25 protein-coding genes and 2 pseudogenes are annotated in these 23,941 nt (G+C 62.8%); 18 read left to right on the forward strand and 9 right to left on the reverse strand.

All coding sequences use genetic code 11. The annotated features are described in order from the left end of the window. The first annotated feature begins 243 nt into the window (after positions 1 to 243). Together A8V01_RS06745 and A8V01_RS06750 are read left to right on the forward strand one after the other, a co-directional pair. Entirely contained in the window at positions 244 to 507 is a 264-nt protein-coding gene (locus A8V01_RS06745) for an acyl carrier protein (RefSeq protein WP_103095165.1), read from the forward strand. Further along, positions 501 to 803 carry an HU family DNA-binding protein gene (locus A8V01_RS06750; RefSeq protein WP_103095166.1) on the forward strand — a complete coding sequence of 101 codons (303 nt, stop codon included), beginning with the start codon at positions 501 to 503 and terminating at the stop codon, positions 801 to 803. Before A8V01_RS06745 ends, A8V01_RS06750 begins: the two co-directional genes overlap by 7 nt. Here the strand turns inward: A8V01_RS06750 and A8V01_RS28900 are convergent. Then, on the reverse strand, positions 734 to 1,027 hold the full coding sequence (locus tag A8V01_RS28900; protein ID WP_207081022.1) for a cation:proton antiporter: 294 nt from the start codon (positions 1,025 to 1,027) through the stop codon (positions 734 to 736). The genes A8V01_RS06750 and A8V01_RS28900 overlap by 70 nt on opposite strands. A 203-nt stretch (positions 1,028 to 1,230) precedes the next feature. Further along, entirely contained in the window at positions 1,231 to 1,674 is a 444-nt protein-coding gene (locus tag A8V01_RS28095; RefSeq protein WP_146037209.1) for an aspartyl protease family protein, read from the reverse strand. Between the two features lie 69 nt (positions 1,675 to 1,743). On the opposite strand from A8V01_RS28095, the gene A8V01_RS06760 reads away from it, so the two are divergent. The 3 genes from A8V01_RS06760 to mobF are packed head-to-tail and all read left to right on the forward strand — an operon-like array spanning position 1,744 to position 7,123. Then, a complete protein-coding gene (locus tag A8V01_RS06760) occupies positions 1,744 to 2,082 on the forward strand; it encodes a CopG family transcriptional regulator (protein WP_370584608.1) in 339 nt (112 codons plus the stop codon). After that, a complete protein-coding gene (locus tag A8V01_RS06765) occupies positions 2,079 to 4,172 on the forward strand; it encodes a type IV secretion system DNA-binding domain-containing protein (protein WP_103095167.1) in 2,094 nt (697 codons plus the stop codon). Before A8V01_RS06760 ends, A8V01_RS06765 begins: the two co-directional genes overlap by 4 nt. Beyond that, positions 4,169 to 7,123 carry a MobF family relaxase gene (mobF, locus tag A8V01_RS06770; protein ID WP_103095168.1) on the forward strand — a complete coding sequence of 985 codons (2,955 nt, stop codon included), beginning with the start codon at positions 4,169 to 4,171 and terminating at the stop codon, positions 7,121 to 7,123. The genes A8V01_RS06765 and mobF overlap by 4 nt, the downstream gene beginning before the upstream one ends. Here mobF and A8V01_RS29140 read toward each other — a convergent pair. Then, the gene (locus A8V01_RS29140; protein ID WP_245892359.1) at positions 7,090 to 7,275 is read right to left on the reverse strand and encodes a hypothetical protein; all 186 of its coding nucleotides are present in this window, start codon (positions 7,273 to 7,275) and stop codon (positions 7,090 to 7,092) included. The two genes, mobF and A8V01_RS29140, sit on opposite strands and share 34 nt — an antisense overlap. 33 nt (positions 7,276 to 7,308) lie before the next feature. Between A8V01_RS29140 and A8V01_RS06775 the strand changes: the two genes are divergently transcribed. Continuing rightward, positions 7,309 to 7,722 carry a restriction endonuclease gene (locus A8V01_RS06775; RefSeq protein WP_245892360.1) on the forward strand — a complete coding sequence of 138 codons (414 nt, stop codon included), beginning with the start codon at positions 7,309 to 7,311 and terminating at the stop codon, positions 7,720 to 7,722. 68 nt (positions 7,723 to 7,790) lie between these two features. After that, positions 7,791 to 8,246 (forward strand): lytic transglycosylase domain-containing protein, encoded by a 456-nt coding sequence (locus A8V01_RS06780; protein WP_242526571.1) that lies wholly within the window; start codon positions 7,791 to 7,793, stop codon positions 8,244 to 8,246. Between the two features lie 19 nt (positions 8,247 to 8,265). Here the strand turns inward: A8V01_RS06780 and A8V01_RS06785 are convergent, their stop codons facing one another. The 4 genes and pseudogenes from A8V01_RS06785 to A8V01_RS29530 form a co-directional block, all read right to left on the reverse strand. Further along, positions 8,266 to 8,607, reverse strand: a complete 342-nt coding sequence (locus tag A8V01_RS06785; RefSeq protein WP_103095170.1) for a DUF4198 domain-containing protein — start codon at positions 8,605 to 8,607, stop codon at positions 8,266 to 8,268. A 409-nt stretch (positions 8,608 to 9,016) separates the two neighbouring features. Then, positions 9,017 to 9,750: pseudogene (locus A8V01_RS06790) on the reverse strand (transposase); the annotation flags it as partial. Between the two features lie 186 nt (positions 9,751 to 9,936). After that, a pseudogene (locus tag A8V01_RS29710) lies at positions 9,937 to 10,437 on the reverse strand (TonB-dependent siderophore receptor); the annotation flags it as partial. A 3-nt stretch (positions 10,438 to 10,440) separates the two neighbouring features. Continuing rightward, entirely contained in the window at positions 10,441 to 10,563 is a 123-nt protein-coding gene (locus A8V01_RS29530; RefSeq protein ID WP_281256478.1) for a hypothetical protein, read from the reverse strand. A 172-nt stretch (positions 10,564 to 10,735) separates the two neighbouring features. On the opposite strand from A8V01_RS29530, the gene A8V01_RS06800 reads away from it, so the two are divergent. From A8V01_RS06800 to A8V01_RS06810, 3 genes are read left to right on the forward strand one after another with little or no spacing between them, the layout of a single operon-like run. Further along, a complete protein-coding gene (locus A8V01_RS06800) occupies positions 10,736 to 11,473 on the forward strand; it encodes an ABC transporter ATP-binding protein (protein WP_103095171.1) in 738 nt (245 codons plus the stop codon). Continuing rightward, positions 11,470 to 12,921, forward strand: a complete 1,452-nt coding sequence (locus A8V01_RS06805) for an ABC transporter permease (RefSeq protein ID WP_103095172.1) — start codon at positions 11,470 to 11,472, stop codon at positions 12,919 to 12,921. The genes A8V01_RS06800 and A8V01_RS06805 overlap by 4 nt, the downstream gene beginning before the upstream one ends. After that, entirely contained in the window at positions 12,918 to 14,174 is a 1,257-nt protein-coding gene (locus A8V01_RS06810; RefSeq protein ID WP_103095173.1) for a DUF3526 domain-containing protein, read from the forward strand. The genes A8V01_RS06805 and A8V01_RS06810 overlap by 4 nt, the downstream gene beginning before the upstream one ends. A 337-nt stretch (positions 14,175 to 14,511) precedes the next feature. On the opposite strand, the gene A8V01_RS06815 is transcribed toward A8V01_RS06810, so the two are convergent. Further along, positions 14,512 to 15,114: a TMEM175 family protein gene (locus A8V01_RS06815; protein WP_245892363.1), complete on the reverse strand. Its 603-nt coding sequence runs from the start codon at positions 15,112 to 15,114 to the stop codon at positions 14,512 to 14,514. After that, entirely contained in the window at positions 15,107 to 16,036 is a 930-nt protein-coding gene (locus tag A8V01_RS06820; protein ID WP_103095174.1) for a LysR family transcriptional regulator, read from the reverse strand. Before A8V01_RS06820 ends, A8V01_RS06815 begins: the two co-directional genes overlap by 8 nt. 120 nt (positions 16,037 to 16,156) lie before the next feature. On the opposite strand from A8V01_RS06820, the gene A8V01_RS06825 reads away from it, so the two are divergent. The 8 genes from A8V01_RS06825 (at position 16,157) to A8V01_RS06860 (ending at position 23,850) form a co-directional block, all read left to right on the forward strand. Further along, positions 16,157 to 16,855, forward strand: a complete 699-nt coding sequence (locus tag A8V01_RS06825) for a pirin family protein (RefSeq protein WP_103095235.1) — start codon at positions 16,157 to 16,159, stop codon at positions 16,853 to 16,855. 270 nt (positions 16,856 to 17,125) lie between these two features. Further along, on the forward strand, positions 17,126 to 17,797 hold the full coding sequence (locus tag A8V01_RS06830) for a hydrolase (RefSeq protein ID WP_103095175.1): 672 nt from the start codon (positions 17,126 to 17,128) through the stop codon (positions 17,795 to 17,797). A 124-nt stretch (positions 17,798 to 17,921) separates the two neighbouring features. After that, positions 17,922 to 18,758, forward strand: coding sequence for an alpha/beta fold hydrolase (locus tag A8V01_RS06835; RefSeq protein ID WP_103095236.1), 837 nt, complete (start codon positions 17,922 to 17,924; stop codon positions 18,756 to 18,758). A 25-nt stretch (positions 18,759 to 18,783) separates the two neighbouring features. Then, positions 18,784 to 19,038, forward strand: a complete 255-nt coding sequence (locus A8V01_RS06840) for a DUF1427 family protein (protein WP_103095176.1) — start codon at positions 18,784 to 18,786, stop codon at positions 19,036 to 19,038. 92 nt (positions 19,039 to 19,130) lie between these two features. Further along, on the forward strand, positions 19,131 to 20,975 hold the full coding sequence (locus A8V01_RS06845) for an amidohydrolase (RefSeq protein WP_103095237.1): 1,845 nt from the start codon (positions 19,131 to 19,133) through the stop codon (positions 20,973 to 20,975). Between the two features lie 159 nt (positions 20,976 to 21,134). Next, positions 21,135 to 22,010: a VOC family protein gene (locus A8V01_RS06850; RefSeq protein WP_103095177.1), complete on the forward strand. Its 876-nt coding sequence runs from the start codon at positions 21,135 to 21,137 to the stop codon at positions 22,008 to 22,010. A 3-nt stretch (positions 22,011 to 22,013) separates the two neighbouring features. Then, positions 22,014 to 22,466 (forward strand): DoxX family protein, encoded by a 453-nt coding sequence (locus A8V01_RS06855; protein WP_103095178.1) that lies wholly within the window; start codon positions 22,014 to 22,016, stop codon positions 22,464 to 22,466. After that, on the forward strand, positions 22,459 to 23,850 hold the full coding sequence (locus A8V01_RS06860) for an alginate export family protein (RefSeq protein WP_103095179.1): 1,392 nt from the start codon (positions 22,459 to 22,461) through the stop codon (positions 23,848 to 23,850). Before A8V01_RS06855 ends, A8V01_RS06860 begins: the two co-directional genes overlap by 8 nt. Positions 23,851 to 23,941: the final 91 nt, after the last annotated feature.

Below are 23,941 nucleotides of genomic sequence, written 5' to 3' on the forward strand. Positions count from 1 at the left end.
GCTTCGCCGGCTCTCGCCCCACATGTCCTTGAACTGGCTTGCAGAATACAAATCTGCTAAGGGAACATTCCGCTGAGGCAACCGAACCATCGGTCGGGAACATCTCTCAGTGAGGCAATACGAATCCTCATCCTGTTTGTCGCGCTACAGCTTTCCCGCAGCGGTCTCGAGCTACAGCGGATATGATATGCATGGTAACGCGATTTGTTTGCGAGCGCGGCCCAATGGCGGAATGGAGCTTATATGACGGAAATCGCAAATGATGTTGTCGATCTGATCGTCGAGCATCTGGGAATATATGCGGATCAAGTCACCTTAAATGCCAGATTTTTTGAAGATCTGGGCGCTGACAGTCTTGATGTAGTAGAAATAGTGATGGCACTTGAAGACACATTCAAAATCACGATCCCTGATAGTCATGTCGAAAGAATCCGTACGGTCAAGGACGCCATCGACTATGTCGAAAACGCGAAAAAGGATCCGAAAGCACGAGGGGCGAAATGGTAAAATCGGAACTGGTTGACGCACTGCACAAAAACCATCCAGAGATAACCCTGGAGGAATGCGGGAAAATTGTAGACCTTTTCTTTGGAGAGATTGTCGGTCGGCTGGCCGACGGCGGACGCGTAGAGTTAAGAGGGTTCGGGGCCTTTTCTACTCGACGTCGCGAGGCCAAAAATGGCCGCAACCCCCGTACCGGCGCGTCGGTTGCTGTTCCCGCAAAGCGTGCCATTCATTTCAAGCCAGGGCGGAGCATGCACGGCAGGCTAAATAAAGCTAATGCTACCTTGGCAGAAGTTTGATAGACGCGATATTTAGTGAACATATAGTGGTGGCACTGCGCTGGCGGAGTCCTTCCGCGCACGGGGACAATCTCTCTTTTCACGATTGTGTCATTCGAAGAGTGCATCAACAAACCGCGAAATGGCTCGTTGTCACTTTCGATCTGATGCCGGTAGCTGGAATTTGATAGCATTACGCCTGCAAGGAACGCGCCCATAGCCATGGACATGCCCGCAGCGTCCATGAGCAGCGCGGCGCCGAGACTACCAGAAGAGCGCCGGCGGTGAGCACTTCACGCGTTCTTGCCCGGGCCAGAAGAGCGAAGAACGGATCGAGCGCCCACCGTGAGACAGCTACGAGCACCACCAGCGAGGTAAGCGCGGTTAAAAGGTCGGCCCATTGGAACAGCTTGTGTGAAGCCGGGGAGAGAAACGCGACCGAAGCTGATTATTTCGGGGCTGCTTCATTTGACGGGCAGGCGGTCTCGCCTGGCCTCAATGCACGCATCACGATCAGTTTTTTAGCAGGAATATCAAGAATGATTTCAGCCCTTTCGAGCAAGCCTTGACCCAAAAGACCATCTTGCGTGCCTGGCAAAGGGTCAGAGTTGTCCACTGGTGCTCCTTCAACAGTCGATCCTGCGAAGGTAATTCTATTACCCAGCGTGCGCCTAGTCATAAGATTCGCACCTTCAATTCGGTGAGAGCTGCCTTCTGCTTGTTGGTTATCATTTGGGAAAACGAGATTCCATGCTGCGTCAGACAATGTGACCACGCCATTTAACCCTAAGTCAATTTGCAGACGTACCGGATGACCGTTGATCTCCGCTTCGATTTGATCTCCCGAAACAACAGGAATTTCGCGACTGTGAGCCTTAGTTCGAATAACCACATGATTATGAGTGTTGGATTCTTAGACGCTTGCGCCTGAGCGAACGTTTTGATAAATCATCAGGGCTTCATGACATCTGCGAAGGTTTCCCGTTGGGAGATCTATCGCGTGCCCAAGGTTAATTTTCGCCTCGACGGGTCGCTGCACTCAACATTGATGCGACGCGCGCGTGGCGCGAACCTCTCTCTGTCAGGATTTATCCGACAGACGCTGGAACAGGCGGTCGACGAGCGCAAGCGCTACGTCTTCTCCTCGCAAGACGAAATCCTCGCCACCGCCATCCAGATCCTCTCGATCCTGGCGACCTCCGTGGGCCAGCAGTCGCCAAAGGCCCTCGAGCAAGGCATGGCCCAGGCTCGGTCCATACTCCTGGAGCGCGGCCTCCTCGGGGAGGTGGATCGCTCATGAGCATTTTCCGGAACGATACGCTGGGATCGTGGACGCGGGGCGGGCAAGCGATCGTCCACAATGTCCGCATGACCACCCAGGTCTTCTACCAGACCATGCTGGCCGGGTTGATCATCTGGACCATCGGCACGCTCTGGTATGCCTTCGAAAAATCGACGGAATATGAGCGCTTCGTGCTGGTCAAGCTTGCGGAGGCGATGATCAAGGTCGACGCAGCGGGCGGCACCAATGATCCGGTCCAGTTTCGCACGCCGGCAGGTCAATCCTACTGGACGTCCGCGGACTGGCTGGTCGCTTCGCCCCTGGCAAAGAAGACGCTGCACCAGTTCGAGATCTATCTTCTGCACGGCGCTCTTCTATCGGGGCTGTTTACCCTCGTCATGCTCGGATGGGCCTGGTTCTACTTCACGCGGACGGGCAGAGGCCTTGGCTCCAACGAATATCTGCGCGGCGCCCGCTTCGGTACCATCAGGCAAGTGAAGCGCGCACTGTGGCGGCAACGCAAGGGACCGTTGATCGTAGGCAATGTCCCGGTCCCGGAAGCCTTCGAGCCCGAACATATCCTTCTGTGCGGCGCGCCGGGTACAGGCAAAACCAACCTCATCAACGGCATGCTTGACGGCATTCGCAAGTCGGGAAGGCGTGCGATCGTCTATGACACGGCGGGCACTTTCGTTGAGAAATTCTATCGCCAGGGCACGGACATGCTGCTCAATCCGCTCGACCAGCGCACGGCCCGCTGGTCGCCCTGGGTCGATGTGCCGCGCGACTATCATTATGACCAGATCGCCGAGTCGACGATCCCCGACAAGCATGGCGATCCTTTCTGGGCCAAGGCCGCGCGGGGCACTCTTGTCGCGGTCATGCGCAAGCTCGCGCGGCAGAAACACACCTATGTCTCGCTGCTGCTCGACCGGCTGCTGCGCTCCAAACTCAAGGATCTTGCCGCCTTCGTATCTGGGACGGATGCAGCAGCCTTCATCAGCACGGAAGGCGAAAGGACGTCGGCGGGCATCCAAGCGGAACTCGCTTCAGTCATGCGCAGCTTCGGCTATCTCGACGACACCGAGGACGGCTTTTCGATCCGCGACTGGGTGGAGAAGGGGCAGCACGGGAGCTGGCTCTTCATAACCGTCAAGGCAGATCAGTTGCCCTCGTTGCGGCCGCTGATCACCGTCTGGCTCGATATCGCGATCAGCGCGATCATGAGCCTCACCCCCGATCGCGATCGACGCCTCTATTGCGTGATCGACGAATTGCCGACGCTTCAGAAGCTACCGTCACTCTCCGACTTCCTTGCCCGGGCCCGCAAATATGGCGGCTGCGGCATATTGGGGTTCCAGTCCTATCCCCAGCTTGAAGCCACTTACGGCATTCAGGATGCGGCCGCGATCACCGGCTATTGTTCCACATGGGGAGCGCTACGGGCCAACGATACCGCGACGGCCAAACATGTGTCGGAGAATCTGGGTCAGGTCGAGCAGGTCGAGGCCAATGAGGGCATGTCCTATGGCGTCAACGACATGCGTGATGGCGTCAACCTCTCGCGGATGCAGGTGACGCGGCCGCTGGTCATGCCGACCGAGGTCACCAACCTGCCCAATCTTGTCGGATTTCTGCGCTTCGGCCGCAATTTGCCGGTTGTCCGCTTCGACAGCCGTTTCAACGAAATCCCTTCACTCGGCCCCGCCTTTCTCGAGCGGACGGCCCCCCCCATCCAGATCGACAATGCGAAGAAACTGGTCCGGATCGCTCACGCCGAAGCGCGCGTGCGGGAGGCGATCGAGCGGGAAGCGGCGCAAACACCGCCGCCCCACGCGAAACCGCCGAACACTTCCCCAGGCGAGCCGCCGAGCGGTGAGCAACCGCCCCAATCACCGCCGAGGCAACCGGACCTCTTCCAGCCGCCTGAGCCGCACGTCGATGCGCAGCGCGTTGAAGACATTCTGTTGAATGAGGAGGACGCTGACCTGCCGGTTCCGCCCCGGCTCGCCTGGACGATCCTCGCCGGCAAGCAGGGCGAAATCCGCTCCGACCTGGTGCAACATGAGCGGGACGATGGTCCGCGCGAACCGTCGCGGCCAGCATGATCCAGCCGCAACGTCTCCACGGCAAGCCCGCCAATATCGCCCGATATTATACGGTTGGCGACTATTACACCAAGGGCGGCAACGAACCGTCCGAATGGGGTGGCAAACTTGCTGCCGACCTCGGCCTTTCCGGTCCCGTCGACGCCAGACAGTTTCGTGACCTGCTTGCCGGCAACGTCGGCGATCAGCAACTGGGGCGACACCGCGCGGACGGGCAAATCCAGCATCATCCTGGCTGGGACTTTGCCGTCAATGCCCCGAAATCCGTGTCCATCATGGCGCTGGTGGCAGCGGATGAGCGAGTGCTCGCCGCGCATGAACATGCTGTCACAGCTGCCATCACCTATCTGGAGGAACAGGCACAACTTCGCCGCCGCGAGGAAGGCAAGATCGTTCATGAGACCACGGGGCGCATTCTCGTCGCGCGCTTCACCGAGCATGGCAGCCGGGAACTCGACCCGCATCTCCATACCCATCTGGTCGTCCTCAACATGACCAATCGCCAGGATGGCGACCCGATGGCAAGCCTGGAAAGCCGCGTCATGTATGGTGAGCAGCGCGTGGCCGGGCAGATTTATCGCAATGCGCTCGCCTTCCGCCTTCGCGAGGCTGGTTATGAGGTCGAGTTTGATCCTCGCACCGGCTTGTTCGAGATACAGGGCGTGCCCAAGGAACTCATCGAGCGCTTCTCGCAGCGCGCAGAGGCGATTGAGGAGCATGCCCGGGAACATGGCCTGGTCGGCCAAAAGGCCCAGCGTGCCTCCTTCTATGCAACCCGCAAGGCCAAGGCGAAGATCGGCGCGCAAGAACTTACTGTGCAATGGCATGAGCGGACTGGCGACCAACTCGAAACGCTTGGAAAAATTGCTGCCGTTGCACGCGAACGGGAGGGACAACAATTTACTCCTACCGAACGTACGGCTTCACGCGCTGCCCTTTTCGGCCTGCGGCAATTGGAAACCGCCGAAGCCGTCAACAATCTTGGCGATATCCTGCGCACGGGACTCGCAGCCCATGTCGGAGAAATGCGACTGGAGGATCTGCGCCCCCGGATCGAGACGCATGAACTCGTGCAAAAACTGTTGCCGACCCACGAGCAAACGGGCGACAGAGTACTCACGCATGGACGCACCACCCGCAAGTCGTGGCGGCTGGAACTGGCACTTACCCAACATATTGCACTTGGCCTCGACGACGCCCGGCCGATCGCGTCGGGCGACCGGCTCCTGGCCGTACTGGAAAAGACGACGCTCAATGCTGAGCAGCAGCGGGCCCTGGTCGAGACCGCTATGTCGCGGGATCGCGTCACCGGGATCCATGGCGTTGCCGGATCGGGCAAGTCGACACTGGTGCGGGTATTGGGCGAAGCGGCGGAACCAGGAACGACGCTGATAGCATTGGCGCCCACATCATCGGCGGCTGCGGAACTGGGGCAAAAGGCCAATATCGAGGCGCACACGGTCGCCAGCTTCGTAGCGCGTGGCAGCCATGGCATAACGGACCGCCATGTGCTCGTGCTCGACGAGGCCGGTCAGCTTGGCAACCGCCAGGCCAGAAGGCTGCTCGAGATCAGCCGGATAACCGGAGCAAGGCTCCTGTTCCTTGGCGACGAGAATCAGACCGGCGCCATCGAACAGGGCAAGCCCTTCTGGCTGATGCGCCGGCTGGGATTGCCGGTGGTCGAGCTGACCGAGGCGGTTCGCCAGGAAACCCGTACGATCAAGGAAGCGGTCGCTCAGGCGAGGGCCGGCAATTTCGAGCAGTCGCTAAAGAATCTCGACAGCGTAACGACCGTCACCGACAATGAGGCCATGGCCGCGATGGTGGTCAACGCCTGGGTGAGGCTCAAGCCCGATTCCCGTGCGGGCACCAACATCCTCGTGCTCGACAATGCCACGCGCCTCATCGTCAACAGCAAGATCCGCGAAGCGCTCAGGAACGAGAATGAGTTGGCAGCCGAAGACAGCAGGCTCTCGATCCTTGCTCCGGCAGGCTTCACCGATATCGAAAAACATATGGGCCGCTTCTACGGAGCAGGGCAAGTGGTGCGCTTCGACCGCGACATCGCCGGTCTCGGCGTTGCCCGGCACACGGACTATCGCGTCGTAGGACTCGGACGGGAGCCCAACGGCCGGCAGGTCGTGCGCCTTGTCGATGAACAGGGGCGCATCATCCGCTGGGATCCGCAGACGACACGGGCCCGGCACATCAATGTCTTCAACCCCGAAGAGCGTGATCTGGCCGAGGGGGATCGTATCCAATGGCGTCTGGTCAATCGGGATCTCGATCTGCGCAACGCCGAGCGCGGCACGGTCGAAAAGCTGGACGGTGACCTTGCTACGATCCGTTGGGATCGGGACGGCCGTGTACAGCAGGTCGACCTGTCAGAGCACAAGACCTGGGACCATGGCTATGCCGAGACAGTATATTCCTCACAGTCGAAGACTTATCCGCGAGTCTTCCTGCTGGCGCCCGTGGAATCGCCGCTGGTCAATGCCCAGAACTTCTACACTGCCATTACGCGCGCCATGTACGGCGTCAGGCTCTGGACAAACAACGTCAAGGAACTTGTCGCCAAGCTGGAGCGCCAGTCGGGTGAGAAGACCTCCTCCACCGAGGGCCTTGGACGCATGGACCAGGACCGCGTCGGCCCGTTCACGAACCGGCAGGGCGCGCGCCTGGCGACGCTGAAGGCCGAACAGGAAAAGGACCGAACGTCGCGTCGGGATCGCGCCCTTGAAAGGCAATTGTCTCGCCGGGATCGCGGGCCGCGAGGGACAGCAGAGCATATCGCGGAAGGCGCCCGAAGCGTCGCTCAGGTCCTCGACCGGTTTCTCGAGGGCATTCTCGATCGTGCTCGCACCCGGATCGAGCCCTCGACAACGCATGCTGAACGGCAGTCGCCATCCCCCGCACCTCAATCCGAACCCTCCCACGGTCCCGAACGATAGAGGCTCATCCCATGCTCCTCATCCTGCTCGCTGTCGCGTTGGTGCTCCTGGCCCTTGTCCTGCGCCGCTTTCACGTGCCCTTGCGGCATCGATGGCGTCGCAGGCAGGCAAGGGTCATGGCGCAGCAACTGCGCGGCCGTGGTCGCCTGCAACCGCCCCAACTCCTCTATGCGAGGCTAAGAAGCATGGATCCGCTCGCCTTTGAGGAGTTGCTGCTCGAAAGTTTCGAGCGTCGTGGTTTCAGGGTCATCAGAAACCATCGCTACACCGGCGATGGCGGCATCGATGGAAAGGTGATGATCGACGGCTCTCTCTGGCTCATCCAGGCGAAGCGCTATGCGACGGCCATCCGGCCCGAACATGTCAGCGCCTTCGATGCGCTGTGCCGGGCCAAAAACTGTCGCGGCCTTTTCATCCATACCGGCCGAACAGGGCCGCAGAGCCGGGAGTTCATCGGCAACAGCAGCCACGTCGAAATCATATCCGGGCGAAGGCTGCTTGCCCTGTTGACAGGCGGCCCGATAGCAGTGCCTGAAGCCCCAGCCCGTGCCATGCTTCCCGTGAAATCTCATCGAGCAGAGCCGGGGCGGGCAGGGTGATGTGGCGCCTTCTCTCGAGCACGACATGGGCAGTCACTGCCTTGCTGGCAGCATCGCCGGAACGGGCCATGGCAGCGCCCGAAAAAGTTCAGGAGGAACAGCGTATAGCTTCCTGCATCCGTCAGGCGTCGATGGGGCATGCGTGGCTGGAGAAGACGCTTTGGGGCTTGCGAGATCAGGAAGCAGGCTGGATCGGTGCTGAAGTCCGTAACAGCAATGGCTCGCATGATCTTGGCCCCTTGCAGATCAACAGCTGGTGGGTGCCACGCATAGCCGCGCAAGTCGGGCACTCCGAACTCCAGGTGCGACACTGGCTGCGCTTCGATCCCTGCTTCAATGCCGAGGCTGCGCGATGGATCTTTCTCTCCGGCCTACGTGCAGCGAAAGATTACTGGGCGGCAATTGGCCTTTATCACAGTCCGACAACATGGAGGCAGCGCAGATATTCAGGTTCGGTGGCACGTCGGATGAAGGTGCGCTTTGGCGAGAGCGTCTTTCACAAGCCGATGCGGACACGAAATTGACCCTGGAAACATTGGCCAGCTACATCGCTTCGAACGCGAGCGTGACACAATAGCTATAGTAGCGGGCTGCGGCGCCCGAGGGTGCCATATCGCGGTAGCGTGCGAGCAGAAGATAGCGGCCGGCATCAGGCGGGGTAACGGTGAACTTGCCCGACGCATCGGTGTGGAGTTCGGCCGCCACTTTCTTTCCATCATAGAACCCGGCTTCGCGGAACAACGTCACGTCGGTTTTGGCCAGCCCCTTGCCGCCGTACAGGACCTTAACCGTGAAGGGCTGAGCTGTCGTGATCGATGTCGCATTGCCAAGCAGATCGAATTTCGAACGCTGTGCCCCGCGTATAAGAGGCAGCAGCGCCGGCATCCTCCAGCCTTTCACTCTAGCACCACGGCCCGCTCCGGTTGCGAGGCACAAACGATGACGGTTCTGCAGTTTATTCAGATTGCTACTTCTAGAAGATGGCGATGTCGGCAGTTGTAGGCCCCTGCAAACATCGCTGCCGACATTGGAGATGAACTCGAGTGTCGGTCCCGGTTTAATCCCTCCCCCGCAACCAACACCAATACAACTCTCTCAAAATCACCACCCAACGGCACACAATGCCCCTGGATACACCCCACAACACAATCTGACGTGCGCGCGGGGGGCAAAGTGCTCGCCAAAGAAACGCCGCGCCACTTCGCCTTTGTCGCCACAAAACGATCGCGGGGCGCAAGGCACTGCTCAAACGAGAAACTGTTCGGCGGCTTGGTCGATGTGACGTGACCCCTGGAGAGATCGACGTGTCCGGCACCGCGCGCAGGCACTCGCGGGTTACACCGTCGACGATGTTGAGCACCCGGAAACGACGCCTCGTTGCCAGCTGATCATGGACGAAGTCCAGGCTCCACCGTTGATTGGGTAGCGCCAGCACGGGAGCCGGTGCCCGTGCGCCGATGGCACGCCGACGGTTTCTCCTGCGTCGGACCGCCAGCTTCTCCTCACTATAGAGCCGCTGCGTGTTCTTGCGGTTGATCACCACGCCCTCACGTCGCAGCAGAATGTGCAGCCAAAGATAGCCAAACCGGCGGCGCTGCTGCGCAAGCTCACGTAGCTTCGCCCGAAGGTCGGCATCATCTTCCCGCTGTGACCGGTAACGCATGCTCTTCCGGTCAGCGCTGATAACACGGCACGCCCGCCGCTCGCTCATCCCCAGAACCGCCTGGAGACGAGAGACCGCCTCTCGCTTGGCAGCGGGCGTTACCAATTTTTTGCGAGAAGATCCTTCAGGCCAGCGTTATCCAGCATCGCCTCGGCCAGCAGTCGCTTCAGCTTGGCGTTCTCGTCCTCAAGCGACCGTAACCGCTTGGCCTTCGAGACCTCCAGACCGCCATACTTGGCCTTCCAGTTGTAGATCGTCGCTTCCGATACCCCGTGGCGACGAGCCAGGTCGGCCGTCTTCGCGCCAGCCTCCTGCTCCTTCAGCACGCCGATGATCTGCTCTTCTGTGAACCTTGCTCGCTTCATTCGTCCGTCCTTCCATCAGGCCAGACTCTAATCAACCTTGGAGGAAAATCTGGAGGTCACGTCACCATCTATTTCCACGAGACGAATTGATGCAAATTTTCAGGCCTAACTTACCAAAGCCAGCTTACCGTACCTGCCAATTTCAGCCTCAACTTCCGCAATGAGGCTTTCTAGCGCAGGATTTCTCGGCACGGCAACGCCGGTCTTCTCGAAATCGCAGGCCACCCGCGTATCCGGCCCCGGCGCAAGGCCGACCGAGGGCAGGAAGGCCCAGTGCGACTGGTGAACGTAATCGCGGAATGTATCGGCATCCTCGGCATAGCCGATCAGGCGCACGGTTAGGCCCCCGGTCAGCGAGACGTTTGCGTCCGACTCGCCGCGTACCCTGCCCCAACTCCCTTACTGGATCGCAGCGGTGCGGAAGCTACGGCCCAGTTCCGCCTGCTTGCTCGGGAGGTTGATCGTGCCGCTAGGCTCACCGCGCGCAACCAATGCTGCGGCAGGGCCCTTGAGCACTTCAACCAGCGTGATCTGCCGCACTACCGAGGTATCGAGATCGAACGCGTCGGTGAGGCGCTGGATGCCGTTCTGCTGCAACGTCTTGGCGTCAATCTCGGCGATTGGCTAAGGAATTTCCGAAACCGCGAAGTTACCGCGATAGGCTTGGCGCACGCCGGTCACGGTGATCGATTAAGAACGTTCCTCGTCCTCTGCGGCAACTTCTTCGGCAGAGGCACCGCCAGACGGAGCAAGTGCCATGGCGAACGGCAGAGTGCCAGCGAGTAGCCAGCGGTTCTCGGTAAAACGACGCATGCGATCCCCACGTTGAATGTGTCCCGAGACAGTGCGGGGCCCCGTTTCGGGCGGCCTTCTGTCAGTACGAATGACGGTGAACAATGATATGTTGCATCATCTCCTGCAATAAGGCATGAGGCCGCGAAATTCGCAAAAATCCTTGCTTTCCCAGCAATATTCGAGAAACACAATGACTGAAACGGCGCTGCCGATCCTGATCGAGAACCTCGCTGTCACTTATTGTGACCACCGGGTTCTGGATGGCCTTTCGCTTTCCGTCGCAGCAGGTAGCGTCATCGCCCTGCTCGGCGGCAACGGGGCGGGCAAGTCGACCACGCTGTCGACCTTGCTCGGCTTTGTGAAGGCGCAAAGCGGCATCGTCTCGGTCTGCGGTATCGATCCGGGGTCAGCGTCTGACGAGGCTCGACGCCAGATCGCCTACCTGCCCGAGAACGTCGCGCTTTACGAACACCTGACCGCCGTGGAGAACGCGCAGTACCTGCTGGCGCTCTCCGGCGGGAAGCAGGGCCGCGCGGCTATCGTCGAGGCCTTCGCCGCCGCCGGTCTGCAGGAGCGCGCCTGGGACCAGCGGCTCGGCGCCTTCTCCAAGGGCATGCGCCAGAAGGTGGCCATCGCGGTCGCGCTGCTGCGCGAAGTGCCGGTGCTGCTGCTCGATGAGCCGACTTCCGGCCTTGATCCGCGCGCGACGGCGGACTTCAACGCGCTGGTCCTTGCGGTGCGCGCACGCGGCACCGCCGTGCTGATGGTGACGCATGATCTGCTGAGCGCCGCCGACATCGCCGATCGCATCTGCTTCCTCGAAGCCGGGCGCATCGTCGAGGACGTGGCCGCGCAAGGCGAGGACCGCTTCGATGTGCGCGCGCTGCACGCCCGGTTTGCCGTCTCCACGCAAAGGCATGCGGCATGAGCGCCGCCACCCTGATAGCGCGCGACGAACTGCGGCTGATGCGCCGCAACCGCGTTGCCGTGATCGCCTGCGTGCTGCTGGTACTGCTCACCCTCGTCGCCGTGGCCAGCTCCTGGTCACACCAGCGCGGGATCGAGGACTTGCGCGCCCGCCACCAGCACGAAGCCGAACAGGCCTTCGACGCGCAGCCCGATCGCCATCCGCACCGCATGGTCCACTACGGCACCTTCATCTTCCGCCCGCTGAGCGCGCTCGCCGCTTTCGATCCGGGCGTCGATGCCTTCACCGGCAATTCGATGTTCCTTGAAGGGCACCGTCAGAACACCGCCAACTTCGGCGACGTCAACCAGAGCTCGCTGCTGGTCCGCTTCGGCCAGTTGACGCCCGCTTTCGTGCTGCAGACGGTAGCCCCGCTGCTGCTGATCTTTCTTGGCTACGGCGCAATCGCCCGCGAAACCGAGCGCGGCACCTTGCGCGTGCTGATGATGCAGGGCGCGACGCGTGGGGCGATCGTTCGTGGCAAGCTGCGCGCGCTGTGTACGGTCGCGCTGCTGGTGGCGCTGCCGGCGATCCTGGGCCTTGTCGTGCTGGCAGGCACATCCGGCGCGGCGATCCTGCCGATGGCCGCGATCGTGCTGGGCTATGCGGCATGGCTGCTCCTGTGGGTCACGGTCATCGTGCTCGTGTCCGCGCTGGTCGGCCGCAGCCGCGACGCGCTGCTGGCGCTGGTGGCGATCTGGGCGGTGAGCGTCATCCTGCTCCCGCGCGTGGCGCCCGATGTTGCCAGCGCGGCGGTGCCACTGCAGAACCGCCTGCAGACCGAAGTAGCGATCGCGCGCGACTTGCGCCGCCTTGGCGATGCCCACAATCCGGATGACCCGCATTTCGCCGCGTTCAAGCGATCGGTGCTCCAGCGCTATGGCGTAGCCCGGGTGGAAGACCTGCCGGTCAACTACAAGGGCCTGCTCGGCATGGAGGGCGAGCGTATCACCTCGGCCCTGTTCGACCGCTACAGCGGCGACAGCTACGCGGCACAAGGCTCGCAGAACGCCATTGTCGGGGCGGTGGGCGTCATCAGCCCGGCGATCGCCTTGCGTTCGCTGTCGATGGCCGCGGCGGGCACCGACTTCGCAGCGCATCGCGGCTTTCTCGAACAGGCGGAAGCCTATCGCTACGATCTGGTCCAGCGGCTGAACCGGCTGCAGGCCGATGCCGTCAGCTACGCCAACGATACAGCGAGCGACGCGGACGCCGACCGCCGCAAACGTATTGCCGCCGGAAACTGGGAAACAATGCCCGACTTCACCTATCGCGCGCCTGACGGCGCGACACTCGCGGCCCGCGCCCTGCCGGGGCTGATCGTGGTCGCCGGATGGCTCGTGCTTGCCAGAACCTTGCTAGCCTTCGTCACTAGCCGTTTGGGGCGCCGTTTGGGAGGGGGCCGATGACCTTGTGGATGCATGAAGCCCGCCTGCTACTGCGCCAGCGCCTCGCCATGATCGCGCTCGGCCTGCTGGCGGTGCTGACGGTGGCCGCGCTGGTCGCGGGGATGGCCGAAGTCGCCCGCCAGCGCGCCGCCATCGCCGCCATTCCCGCCGCGCAGGCCGAGGACATCGGCGCAATCGCCGCCTGGGTAGACAAGGAGAAGGACGCAGGCAGCGCCGCCTACTACAGCTTCCACCCAACCTGGGACGCGCCTTCGCCGCTCGCCTTCGCGGCGCTGGGGATGCGCGACGTCTCCCCCTACATCCTCCGCGTGCGGGCACTGGGCCTGGAAGCACAGATCTACGATGGCGATACCTTCAACCCGGAACTGGCGCTGCCCGGCCGTTTCGATTTCGCTTTCGTGTTGGTGTTCCTAGCTCCGCTGTTCGTCATCGCCTTGTGTCACGACCTGACATCGGGCGAGCACGAGGCCGGGCGCTGGCGCACACTGGCGGCACTGCCGCACGGCGGGGCTGCGCTATGGCGACGTCGCACCCTGTTACGCCTGGCGCTGCTGTGGGCTGCGATCAGCGTGCCTTTCGCGGTAGCCGCCGCCATCTCGGGAGTCGCGGCTGGCGCCATCCTGGTAATTCTGGGCTTGGTCCTTGGCTACCTGCTGTTCTGGTCGGGCCTGAGCGCCCTGATCAGCCGACTGGGCTGGAGCAGCGTTGCCAATGCAGCAAGCCTTGCGGCGCTATGGCTCGTGCTCGTGCTGATACTGCCAACGCTCGGCCATGTTGTTATCAACCGCGCGATCCCGGTGAATCAGGGTGCCGAGATCGCCCTTGCCCAGCGCGAGGCGGTCAATCACGCCTGGGATATCCCTCGCGAGGACACGATGCGGGCCTTCTATGCCCACCACCCGCAATGGGCGGATTCCGCGCCTCTGGGCACCGCGTTCCATTACAAGTGGTACTTCGCCTTCCATCAGGTCGGCGATGAGAGCGTGGCGGATAGGGTGCGCGCCTATCGGCAGGGCCTCGAAGCCCGCGACCATGCCGCCCGCAGCCTCGGCTGGGTGCTGCCCTCGGTCGGCGTGCAGGCGTTGCTGACCAGGATGGCGCGGACCGACCTTACAGCGCAACTCGCCTATCGCGACCACATCCGCGACTATCATCGCCTTCTGCGCGAGTTCTACTATGGCTACATGTTCCGCGACCGCCCTTTCGGCAAGGCTGACTTCAATCGGGCCCCACGCTTCGACGCGGCGACCTAATCGGCAGCGCGGCGGCAGCCATGTCGCCGCGCCATCCAAGCCGAGTAATGGTTGCCCCTCGGACCATTATCGGCACGCAAATCTCGTCATACGAAATGTGCGCGCCCCAGTGGCCCCGGAATGGCGACTTCCCAAGATATCAGGCTGAAAGCCGCCATTCTCCTTACGGCCAGTCTTGGGCATCCAGAATGGGAAAGCTGCCGGTCCGCACTTGGGAGCGTCAAATTGGGTGCTGAACGGCCGGGAAGGGCCGGTTTTATCGGTGGCGAGGACCGGGTCGTAGGACAGAACTAGCTTCTTCGAGGTGCTTCGCGAACGGCGGTTATTGAGAGAACCGTCATCCCAGCAGCCGCTCAATCCGCTTGTCGGGGCGCAGCCACACGCCAAGGATCACGACGTAAATCACCAACGAGAGCGGTCGTGCGAGGAATGCCGCCGGGATCGCGATCGCATAAAGCATCAGGCTGATCTTGCCTTTGACATCCCGCCCAAGTGCGCGGGCCAGCGTGGATTGCCTGCCGTTGCACACCACGATCGCATGCTCGGTTAACATGTAGCCCACCGCTGCCATGCCCAGCACTACGCCATAAGCCGCCGTCGCCATCGCAGAGAACGCGCTTTCGTCCAGCCAGCGGATCACGAAGGGCACCAGCGACAGCCAGAACAACAGGAACAGGTTCGCCCAAAGCACGCGCCCGTCAATCCGACCCGCCGCATGCATCAGATGATGGTGGTTGTTCCAATACAACCCGACATTGATGAATGACAGAACGTAAGCGACCAAGATTGGCGCGGATTGTGCCAGCGCCGACAGCGTGCCGTTCGCGGGCACCTTCAGTTCCAGGACCATGATGGTGATGATGATCGCCACGACGCCGTCAGTGAAAGCTTCCAAGCGGCTGGAGGTCATGCCGGGCTTGCCATCCTGCACGTCAGACATCGCCCAGTCCTTCCAGTTCCACGTCCTCGCATCCCAGTGTCACGAAGCGGTCCAGCAGCCACGTCGCAGCAGGGCCCGGAGGCGTATCCCGCCGCCATATTCCCGAGAAGCGATACGTCCCGCCCACATGATCCGGCATCGCGAGCCGCACGAGCGTTCCGGCGAAGAGATCGGCCTCGATCATTGGCAAGGGCATGTTGCCCCAGCCGATACCCTGCCGCAGCAGCGCGTGCTTCGCGCCAAGATCGGCTAGCCGCCAGGTCTTGGGACTGAACACCGAATAGTCGCTGCCCTCGGTAAAGCGGGAGCGGTCGGTCAGCACCAGCTGCGTATAGTCCCGCCCGGCGCCGGGTTCGATCTTCATCATCCGGCCGAGCGGATGGTCGGGCGCCGCCACCGGCACCATCGCCACCGACCCTGCCGAGCGGCTGTCGATCCCCTCCACCCCGGCGGACAGCGGACCGGAAAGGCCGACTACCGCCTCCCGGTCCAGCACCAGCGCCGTGATCGCGCCCAGAGCCTCGACATGGAGGCGAAGCTGTACCGTCGGGAAGGTCGCGGCGAACTCGCGCAGCACCTGCCCGACCCGGTCAGCGGGCAGCATGACGTCGAGCGCAAGGTTCACTTCCGCCTCCAGCCCGTCGAGCATGCCTTTCACCTTGGCGCGCAGCTCATCGACGCCCTGCGAGATCGCCTTGGCCTCTGCCAGCACTGCGCGTCCCTGCACCGTCAGCTGAGGGCGGCGCGTGCCCTCGCGCTCGAACAGCATGACGCCCAGTTGCGCCTCCAGATTGGCGATACCGTAACTGATGACCGAGACCGCGCGGTTCAGCTTGCGTCCCGCGCCCGCGAAACTGCCGACCTCGACAACGGTCAGAAAGATTGTCAGCTGATCGAGCGTAGGGGTTCCGGGATTACTCACTTTTCTATTTCCTCGAAATGATCGATGGATTTTATCTATCTGAACGGAAAAGATCGCAACCCATACAAAGGGCTCAACGAAGCGGCACTCTCAACCCGCCGCTTCCACCGGAGACCCAAGATGATCGAACTTCGTCCTTTCGACAGCCTCGGCGGCGCCAACCACGGCTGGCTCGACGCCAAGCACCATTTCTCCTTCGCCGACTATCACGATCCGGCCCGCATGCACTGGGGCAACCTGCGCGTGTGGAACGACGACACGATCGCGCCGAAGACCGGCTTCCCGCCGCACCCGCACCGCGACATGGAGATCATCACTTATGTCCGTGAAGGCGCCATCACGCACGAGGACAGCCTGGGCAACAAGGGCCGCACCGAAGCGGGTGACGTCCAGGTCATGAGCGCGGGCACCGGCGTGCGCCATTCCGAATACAACCTTGAAGACGTAACCACGAAGATCTTCCAGATCTGGATCCTGCCCACCCGCAACGGTGAACAGCCCAGCTGGGGCGCTCGTCCCTTCCCCAAGGGCGATCGCGCCGGACATTTCGAGACGCTCGCTTCCGGGTACGAAGGTGACGGCGACGCGCTGCCGATCCGCACTGACGCGCGCATCGTCGCCGCGACGCTGAAGGCAGGCGAGACGGCGGAATACCCGATCGGCGCCGACCGCAAGGCTTACCTTGTCCCGGCGACCGGCGCGGTCAAGATCGATGACGTGCAGGTCAACGCCCGCGACGGTGCGGCGATCCGCGACCTTGATGTGATCCGGGTGACCGCGATCGAGGACAGCGAAATCGTCCTCGTCGACGCCGCCTGAAGATACCCCTCGCGACAGGCCTTCGAAGGGCCTGCCCGCCAGCCTGAGCCGGACCGCCCCCCCAAACGGGTGTAATACCTACGGTTGATTCCGCCCGTCGGCGGTCCGGCTCATAAGCCTCTCACAAGCTCTCAACACACCGATCACCGGCCGCATCTTTTCGATTTTGTCGAAAGTTCGGAACGATTTTATGCGCCTATCTGGAACGACCGTCTCGCTCCAGAATGCATCTCGACGGGCAAGGACGCCCAGCAACAGGAGGACCTACCAATGACGCTCACCGCAACCGCCACGGCCACTGCGACTCCGGGAAAGTCGCTGATTTCGCCCGACAATCACGCCCTTGTCCTGATCGACTTCCAGTCGCAGATGAGCTTTGCAACCAAGTCGATCGCGCCCGAACTGCTGCGCAACAACGCTGCGCTGATCTCGCGCGGTGCCAAGTCGTTCAACGTTCCCACCATCCTCACCACCGTCGCCGAGAAGAGCTTCTCCGGCCCGATGTTCGACGAGATCACTGATGCCTTTCCGGGGCAGGAACTGCTCGACCGCACCAGCATGAACACCTGGGAAGACGAAGCCGTGATCTGCGAGATCAACCGCATCGGCAAGCAGCGCATCGTCTTCGCCGGACTGTGGACTTCGGTGTGCATCGTCGGGCCGGTGGCATCGGCGATCGACCAGGGCTTTGAAGCCTACGTCATCACCGACGCTTGCGGCGACATCTCGGAAGAGGCGCATGAGCGCGCCGTGCAGCGCATGATCCAGCTGGGCGCAGTGCCGATGACCTCGTTGCAGTACCTGCTCGAATTGCAGCGCGACTGGGCGCGCACCGAAACTTATGACAGCACCACTGGCATCGCGAAGGTCTGGGGCGGCGCTTACGGCCTCGGCATCAAGTACGCCAAGACCATGTTCGGCGCCTCCGAAGGCGGTCACTGATCTCAGCTCGGAACCGGCGGCTCATCTCACCCTCAGACCCTCATCGGGCCTGCCGGTTCCACCTTTATGCGCACCTTGTGGTACCTTTGAGTGCCGTTGTGCACCTTTCATGGAGTTATTCGACATGGCCTATGTAACTACTTCTGATGGCGTGGAAATCTTCTACAAGGACTGGGGTCCGAAGGATGCGCAGCCGATCGTCTTCCACCACGGCTGGCCGCTCTCGTCGGACGACTGGGATGCGCAGATGCTTTACTTTCTGTCGAAGGGCTTCCGCGTTGTCGCCCATGACCGCCGGGGCCACGGCCGCTCCGCGCAGGTCAGCGAGGGGCATGACATGGACCACTACGCTGCCGACGCCGCTGCGGTGATGGAGCATCTTGACCTTCGCAACGCCGTCCACATCGGTCATTCGACAGGCGGGGGTGAAGTGGCCGCATACGTCGCCCGCTACGGCATCCCGCAGGGCCGCGTCGCCAAGGCCGTGCTGGTCAGCGCCGTGCCGCCGATCATGCTCAAGACCGAAGCCTATCCGGGCGGCCTGCCGATCGAGGTCTTCGACGGTCTGCGCGCCGGCCTTGCCGCCAACCGCGCGCAGTTCTTCCGCGATGTCGCTGCCGGCCCCTTCTACGGCTTCAACCGCGAAGGCGCCGACGTGAAAAGCGCCGTCATCGACAACTGGTGGCGTCAAGGCATGATGGGCAGCGCCAAGGCCCATTACGAAGGCATCAAGGCTTTCTCCGAAACCGACCAGACCGAAGACCTGAAAGCGATCACCGTCCCCACCCTCGTCCTGCATGGCGATGACGATCAGGTCGTGCCTTACAAGAACGCCGGTGTGCTGCAGGCCGAAATTCTGCCGAACGCGACGCTCAAGATCTACGAGGGCTTCTCGCACGGGATGCTGACGGTGAACGCCGAAACCCTCAATCCCGATCTGCTCGCCTTCGTGCAGGGCTGATCGAACACCGCCGAGGAGACTCCCGATGAAAGCCTACCTTCTCTCCATCGCCGCCGGGTTGCTGGTGGGTGTGGTCTACAGTCTCCTCGGCGTCCGTTCGCCCGCGCCGCCGATGATCGCGCTGGCTGGCCTGCTGGGCATCCTGCTCGGCGAACAGATCATCCCGCTGGCGAGCCGGTTCGTGACGAAAGAAAACGTCGCGCAGTTCGTCATGACCGAGTGCCGCGATCATGTCCTGGGCCGTCTGCCGGGCGACGATACCGGCAAGCACGACGCATGATCTCGCGCCGCCATACACTTATCGGAGCGGCCGCCGCGTCGCTCCTGCCCACCACTCTCGCGGCCCGAGCGGGTCGAACCAAGGACAAGACAATGACCGACACGATCATCATCAACGCCAAGGTGACCACCCTCGACCGTGAGAACCCGGAAGGACAGGCCGTGGCGATCCGTGACGGCAAGTTCCTTGCCGTGGGCAGCGAGGCCGAAGTGCGCGCCGCCGCGCCCGAAGCCACGGTGATCGACGCAAAGGGCCACCGCCTGATCCCCGGCCTGATCGACAGCCACATGCACATCATCCGCGGCGGCCTCAACTTCAACATGGAACTGCGCTGGGACGGCGTGACCAGCCTGTCCGAAGCGATGGCGATGCTCAAGAAGCAGGTCGACAACACCCCCGCCCCGCAGTGGGTGCGCGTGGTCGGCGGCTTTACCGAGCACCAGTTTGCCGAAAAGCGCCTGCCGACCATCGAGGAACTGAACGCAGTTGCGCCCGATACGCCGGTGTTCATCCTGCACCTCTACGACCGCGCGCTGCTGAACGCCGCGGCCCTTCGCGTCGTCGGCTATACCAAGGACACGCCGAACCCGCCGGGGGGTGAGATCGTGCGCGACGCGGCAGGCAATCCCACCGGCCTTCTGCTCGCCCAGCCCAATGCAACGATCCTCTATTCGACGCTGGCCAAGGGGCCGAAGCTGCCGCCCGAATACCAGCTCAATTCCACCCGCCATTTCATGCGCGAGGTCAACGCGCTGGGCGTCACCGGCGTGATCGACGCGGGCGGCGGCTTCCAGAACTATCCCGACGATTACGACATCATCGAGAAGCTGCACCAGGACGATCAACTGACCGTCCGCATCAGCTACAACCTGTTCACGCAGAAGCCGAAGGAAGAACTCGCCGACTTCGCCGGGTGGGCCAGGCAGGTCACGCCAGGACAGGGCGACGACACCTATCGCCACAACGGCGCCGGCGAGATGCTGGTCTATTCCGCCGCAGACTTCGAGGACTTCCGCCAGCCTCGCCCGGACATGGCGCCAAGCATGGAAGGCGATCTCGAACCCGTCATCCGCCTGCTTGCCGAGAACCGCTGGCCATGGCGTCTGCACGCGACTTACGACGAGACGATCGGCCGCGCTCTCGACGTCTACGAGAAGGTCAACGCCGACATCCCGCTGCAAGGCATCAACTGGTTCTTCGACCACGCCGAAACCATCAGCGACCGCAACATCGACCGTATTGCGGCGCTGGGCGGCGGCATCGCGGTGCAGCACCGCATGGCCTATCAGGGCGAATACTTCGTCGAACGCTATGGCGCCAAAGCCGCCGAGCGCACCCCGCCGATTGCACGCATGATCGCCGCCGGCATCCCGGTGGGCGCAGGCACCGACGCCACCCGCGTCGCCAGCTACAACCCGTGGGTCTCGCTCTCGTGGTTGGTGACGGGGCGCACGGTGGGGGGGCTCTCGCTCTATCGCGGCGACAACCGCGTCAGCCGCGAAAAGGCGCTGCGCATGTGGACGCATGAGAACACCTGGTTCTCCACCGAAGTCGGCAAGAAGGGACAGATCAAGGCGGGCCAGCTGGCCGATCTTGCGCTGCTCTCGGACGATTACTTCGCCGTGCCGGACAACGAGATCGTTCACATCCGCTCGATCCTGACGATGCTGGGCGGCAAGGTGGTCCACGGCGACGGCGACTTCGCCCCGCTAGCCCCCAAACTGCCGCGCCCGATGCCGGACTGGTCGCCGGTCGCCACCTTCGGCGGCTATTACCAGACGCCCGAAGCCAAACAGAAGCTGGCATCGGCCTGCGGCTGCGCGAGCAGCTGCGGCGTCCATGGCCATGACCACGCCGCTGCGCTGGGGGCCAACATCCCCGCCGCCGATGTCCAGACGTTCTGGGGATCGCTCGGCTGCGGCTGCTGGGCCGTCTAAGCCGAGGCATTAGCTTTCTAGAATATCGAACACACCAGACGATTTTATTCGGATCGTTAGGAGTTCGATCACGCCTTAGACCGTTCTGGACAGGCCGCTGAAGCATAGGCGGACTGGTTCCAGACGACGCTGAAACTCGCCCCAGAAGGAGCCCCCCCGATGAAGCGCTTTACCTTCCTGATCGCCGCTGCCGTCCTCGCCTCGGTTCCGGCTTACGCGGCCGAAACCGCCGACTATTCGGTCGGTCCGCAGTACGATACGACTCACGTCTACGTCCCGCAGGACCAGTTCGATACCTTCGTCTCCAGCTTCGTCGCCACCTTTGGTGGGGCCACCAGCAAGCAGGGCGAATTTCAGGTGACGCCGACCAAAAGCCTCACCAAGTCGCAGCTGGTACTGACGCCCTCGGGCACCGTCTCGGTGTTCGGCTTCAAGACGCCGATCCCCTATCCGTTCGGCGACGAGCGCACCGGCTACCTTGTCACCGACATCGATGCGGCGGTGGCCTCTGCCGTGAAGCATGGCGCGGTGCGCCGTATCGCGACTTTCCCCGATCCCATCGGCCGCGATTCCGTGGTGCAGTGGCCGGGCGGCGTGAACATGCAGATCTACTGGCACACCGCCAAGCCCAGCTACGCGCCGCTTGCCAGCGTGCCGGAGAACCGCGTCTACCTGACGCCCGATGCCGCCGACGCCTTCGTCAAGAGCTGGACCGGCTACGCCCACGGCAGGATTACCGCCGACGACAAGGCCGCCTCCGGCGCCGAGATCGGCGAGCCCGGCAAGACCGTGCGCCGCGTCTCGATAGAGAGCGGCTACGGCAGGATGGTGGTCTTCGTCTCAGACGGCCAGCTGCCCTGGCCTTATGGCCGCGACATGACCGGCTATGCCGTCACCGACCTTTCCGCCACGCTGGCGAAGGCAACGGCGGCAGGCGTCGAAACCCTCGTCGCGCCGTTCGACGTCGGCAAGCGGCAGACCGCCATCGTGCGCTTCCCCGGCGGCTACGTCGCCGAAATCCACCAGGGAGCGTAAGCGATGGCCAGCCTGCCCCAGAACAGAGCGGCGATGAACCGCACGCCTTCATTCGTCGGGGCGGTGCTGGACTTCACCCCCACCGCCTTTCTCGCCCGGCTCGCACTGGTGAGCGCCTATCTCGTGGGCGGCATCGACAAGCTGGGCGACTGGCCCGCCGCTCTGGCAGAGCAGGCCCACTTCGGCCTGACCCCGCCCGCGCTTTGGGCCACACTGACAATCGCCGTCGAACTGACCGGCTCCGTGCTGATCCTCTCGGGCCGTCTCGTCTGGCTGGGCGCGGGGATGCTGGGCGTGTTTACATTCTTCGCCGCGCTGGTGGCGAACGCCTTCTGGACAATGCCTGAGGGGCCGGAGCGCTTCGGCGCGATGAACGCGTTCTTCGAGCACATGGGCCTCGTCGGCGGCTTCGTGCTGGTTGCAGTGTTGGCCCATAAGGGCCGACGTGATGCCTAGTCTTCGCTGCCTCGCCTGGCTCGCGGCGACGGCGGCGGCGGCGGCAGCACTGCTGCCCCATGTGGCCCTCGCCGCGCCGAAGGAGGCATGGGAAGCCCCGACCCTCACGATCACGCGCTACGACGAGGACTGGTCCGACCTCGAAAGCGCCGAAAAGCGCGATCATCACTGGACCGGCCCATTCAAGTACATCCCACTCGGTCAGATCGGGGGCAACGATGCCTGGCTCTCCACTGGCGTAGAACTGCGCGCCCGGAACGAGAATTACGAAAACAACCTCTGGGCAAGCGCCGAGGCACCGAACGATAGCTATGTCTGGTTGCGTGCACTGCCTTATGCGGACCTCCACGTTGGAAAGCTGCGCGCCTTCGCGCAGCCGATCCTCGCCACCTCGGTAAGTGTCGCGCCCTCGCCGGGTCCGATAGACGGCACCGGCGTCGATCTGCTGCAGGGCTTCGTCGAGGCGGATCTTGGCCCCGTGGCGCTTCGCGCCGGGCGACAGATGCTCTCGCTCGGCACCGAGCGGCTGGTGGGTACGCGGTACGGCCCCAACGTGCCGCTGGCCTTCGACGGTTTGCGCGCCAACCTGACGGTGGGGGCCGCCAACGTCAGCCTGCTGGCCATGCGCCCGGTCCAGCCCGCAAAGGGCAGCTTTAACGACCGTACCTCCTCGCAAAAAGCCCTGTGGGGCGCCTATGCCGCGATGCCTGAAGTGGACCTCTACTACCTCGGCTACCGCAACGACGCCGCTCGCTGGCTTGGGCGCGAGGGGGGCGAAACGCGCCACACCCTCGGCGCGCGCTGGCACGCAAAGCGTGGCGACTGGCACTGGAATGTCGAGGGCGCCTACCAGTTCGGCCACTTTGCCGATGGCAAGATCTCCGCGTGGACGCTCGGCACCGAGTTCGGCCGTGCCTTCCCTGACCTGCCGCTTTCGCCCGACCTGACCTTGCGCGCCAACGTGGTCAGCGGCGATCACGGCTCTGCCAACAACCGCATCGGCACCTTCAACGCGCTGTTCCCCAAGGGCAAGTATTTCGGCGAGCTCTCGCCGGTCGGCCCGTACAACATCATGAACCTGCATCCGGCGATCGGGCTGCAACTCGCCCCGACCGTCTCGGCAGGCGTGGCGGCGGCGGCCTACTGGCGCCAGTCACTGGAAGACGGGATCTACGACATCCCCGGCAACCTCATCCGCGCCGCCGGAAATAGCCGCGCCCGTTTCATCGGCAAGGAAGTGGAAGCCACCTTCGCCTGGCAGGCGACGGCGGAGCTGGAGCTTTCTCTGTCGGTCTCTGCCTTCGCGCCGGGCGCGTTCATCCGCGAAACGGGCAGCGCCAGGACCATCCGCATGATCGGCTGCGAAAGCAATTTCCGGTTCTGATGGTCTTTTCCAGATCATCGAACGAAACGACGCACTTTATTCCAATAACCCGGCGGGCGTTCGCCCGGTAGACCATCCTTACCACTCAGGA

This window comes from Novosphingobium guangzhouense (assembly GCF_002896965.1).
Taxonomy (GTDB): domain Bacteria; phylum Pseudomonadota; class Alphaproteobacteria; order Sphingomonadales; family Sphingomonadaceae; genus Novosphingobium; species Novosphingobium guangzhouense.

What these genes read in the sequence shown, in the direction of transcription:
- A8V01_RS06780 (WP_242526571.1), top strand. Translation starts at nt 7,791, where the DNA reads ATGGCAGCGCCCGAAAAAGTTCAGGAGGAACAGCGTATAGCTTCCTGC.
- A8V01_RS06800 (WP_103095171.1), top strand. Translation starts at nt 10,736, where the DNA reads ATGACTGAAACGGCGCTGCCGATCCTGATCGAGAACCTCGCTGTCACT.
- A8V01_RS06840 (WP_103095176.1), top strand. Translation starts at nt 18,784, where the DNA reads ATGAAAGCCTACCTTCTCTCCATCGCCGCCGGGTTGCTGGTGGGTGTG.
- A8V01_RS06765 (WP_103095167.1), top strand. Translation starts at nt 2,079, where the DNA reads ATGAGCATTTTCCGGAACGATACGCTGGGATCGTGGACGCGGGGCGGG.
- A8V01_RS06860 (WP_103095179.1), top strand. Translation starts at nt 22,459, where the DNA reads ATGCCTAGTCTTCGCTGCCTCGCCTGGCTCGCGGCGACGGCGGCGGCG.
- A8V01_RS06830 (WP_103095175.1), top strand. Translation starts at nt 17,126, where the DNA reads ATGACGCTCACCGCAACCGCCACGGCCACTGCGACTCCGGGAAAGTCG.
- A8V01_RS28900 (WP_207081022.1), bottom strand. Translation starts at nt 1,027, where the DNA reads ATGGACGCTGCGGGCATGTCCATGGCTATGGGCGCGTTCCTTGCAGGC.
- A8V01_RS06835 (WP_103095236.1), top strand. Translation starts at nt 17,922, where the DNA reads ATGGCCTATGTAACTACTTCTGATGGCGTGGAAATCTTCTACAAGGAC.
- A8V01_RS06750 (WP_103095166.1), top strand. Translation starts at nt 501, where the DNA reads ATGGTAAAATCGGAACTGGTTGACGCACTGCACAAAAACCATCCAGAG.
- A8V01_RS06825 (WP_103095235.1), top strand. Translation starts at nt 16,157, where the DNA reads ATGATCGAACTTCGTCCTTTCGACAGCCTCGGCGGCGCCAACCACGGC.
- mobF (WP_103095168.1), top strand. Translation starts at nt 4,169, where the DNA reads ATGATCCAGCCGCAACGTCTCCACGGCAAGCCCGCCAATATCGCCCGA.
- A8V01_RS06850 (WP_103095177.1), top strand. Translation starts at nt 21,135, where the DNA reads ATGAAGCGCTTTACCTTCCTGATCGCCGCTGCCGTCCTCGCCTCGGTT.
- A8V01_RS29530 (WP_281256478.1), bottom strand. Translation starts at nt 10,563, where the DNA reads ATGCGTCGTTTTACCGAGAACCGCTGGCTACTCGCTGGCACTCTGCCG.
- A8V01_RS06845 (WP_103095237.1), top strand. Translation starts at nt 19,131, where the DNA reads ATGACCGACACGATCATCATCAACGCCAAGGTGACCACCCTCGACCGT.
- A8V01_RS06775 (WP_245892360.1), top strand. Translation starts at nt 7,309, where the DNA reads ATGGATCCGCTCGCCTTTGAGGAGTTGCTGCTCGAAAGTTTCGAGCGT.
- A8V01_RS06760 (WP_370584608.1), top strand. Translation starts at nt 1,744, where the DNA reads ATGACATCTGCGAAGGTTTCCCGTTGGGAGATCTATCGCGTGCCCAAG.
- A8V01_RS06745 (WP_103095165.1), top strand. Translation starts at nt 244, where the DNA reads ATGACGGAAATCGCAAATGATGTTGTCGATCTGATCGTCGAGCATCTG.
- A8V01_RS06805 (WP_103095172.1), top strand. Translation starts at nt 11,470, where the DNA reads ATGAGCGCCGCCACCCTGATAGCGCGCGACGAACTGCGGCTGATGCGC.
- A8V01_RS06810 (WP_103095173.1), top strand. Translation starts at nt 12,918, where the DNA reads ATGACCTTGTGGATGCATGAAGCCCGCCTGCTACTGCGCCAGCGCCTC.
- A8V01_RS06855 (WP_103095178.1), top strand. Translation starts at nt 22,014, where the DNA reads ATGGCCAGCCTGCCCCAGAACAGAGCGGCGATGAACCGCACGCCTTCA.
- A8V01_RS06815 (WP_245892363.1), bottom strand. Translation starts at nt 15,114, where the DNA reads ATGTCTGACGTGCAGGATGGCAAGCCCGGCATGACCTCCAGCCGCTTG.
- A8V01_RS06785 (WP_103095170.1), bottom strand. Translation starts at nt 8,607, where the DNA reads ATGCCGGCGCTGCTGCCTCTTATACGCGGGGCACAGCGTTCGAAATTC.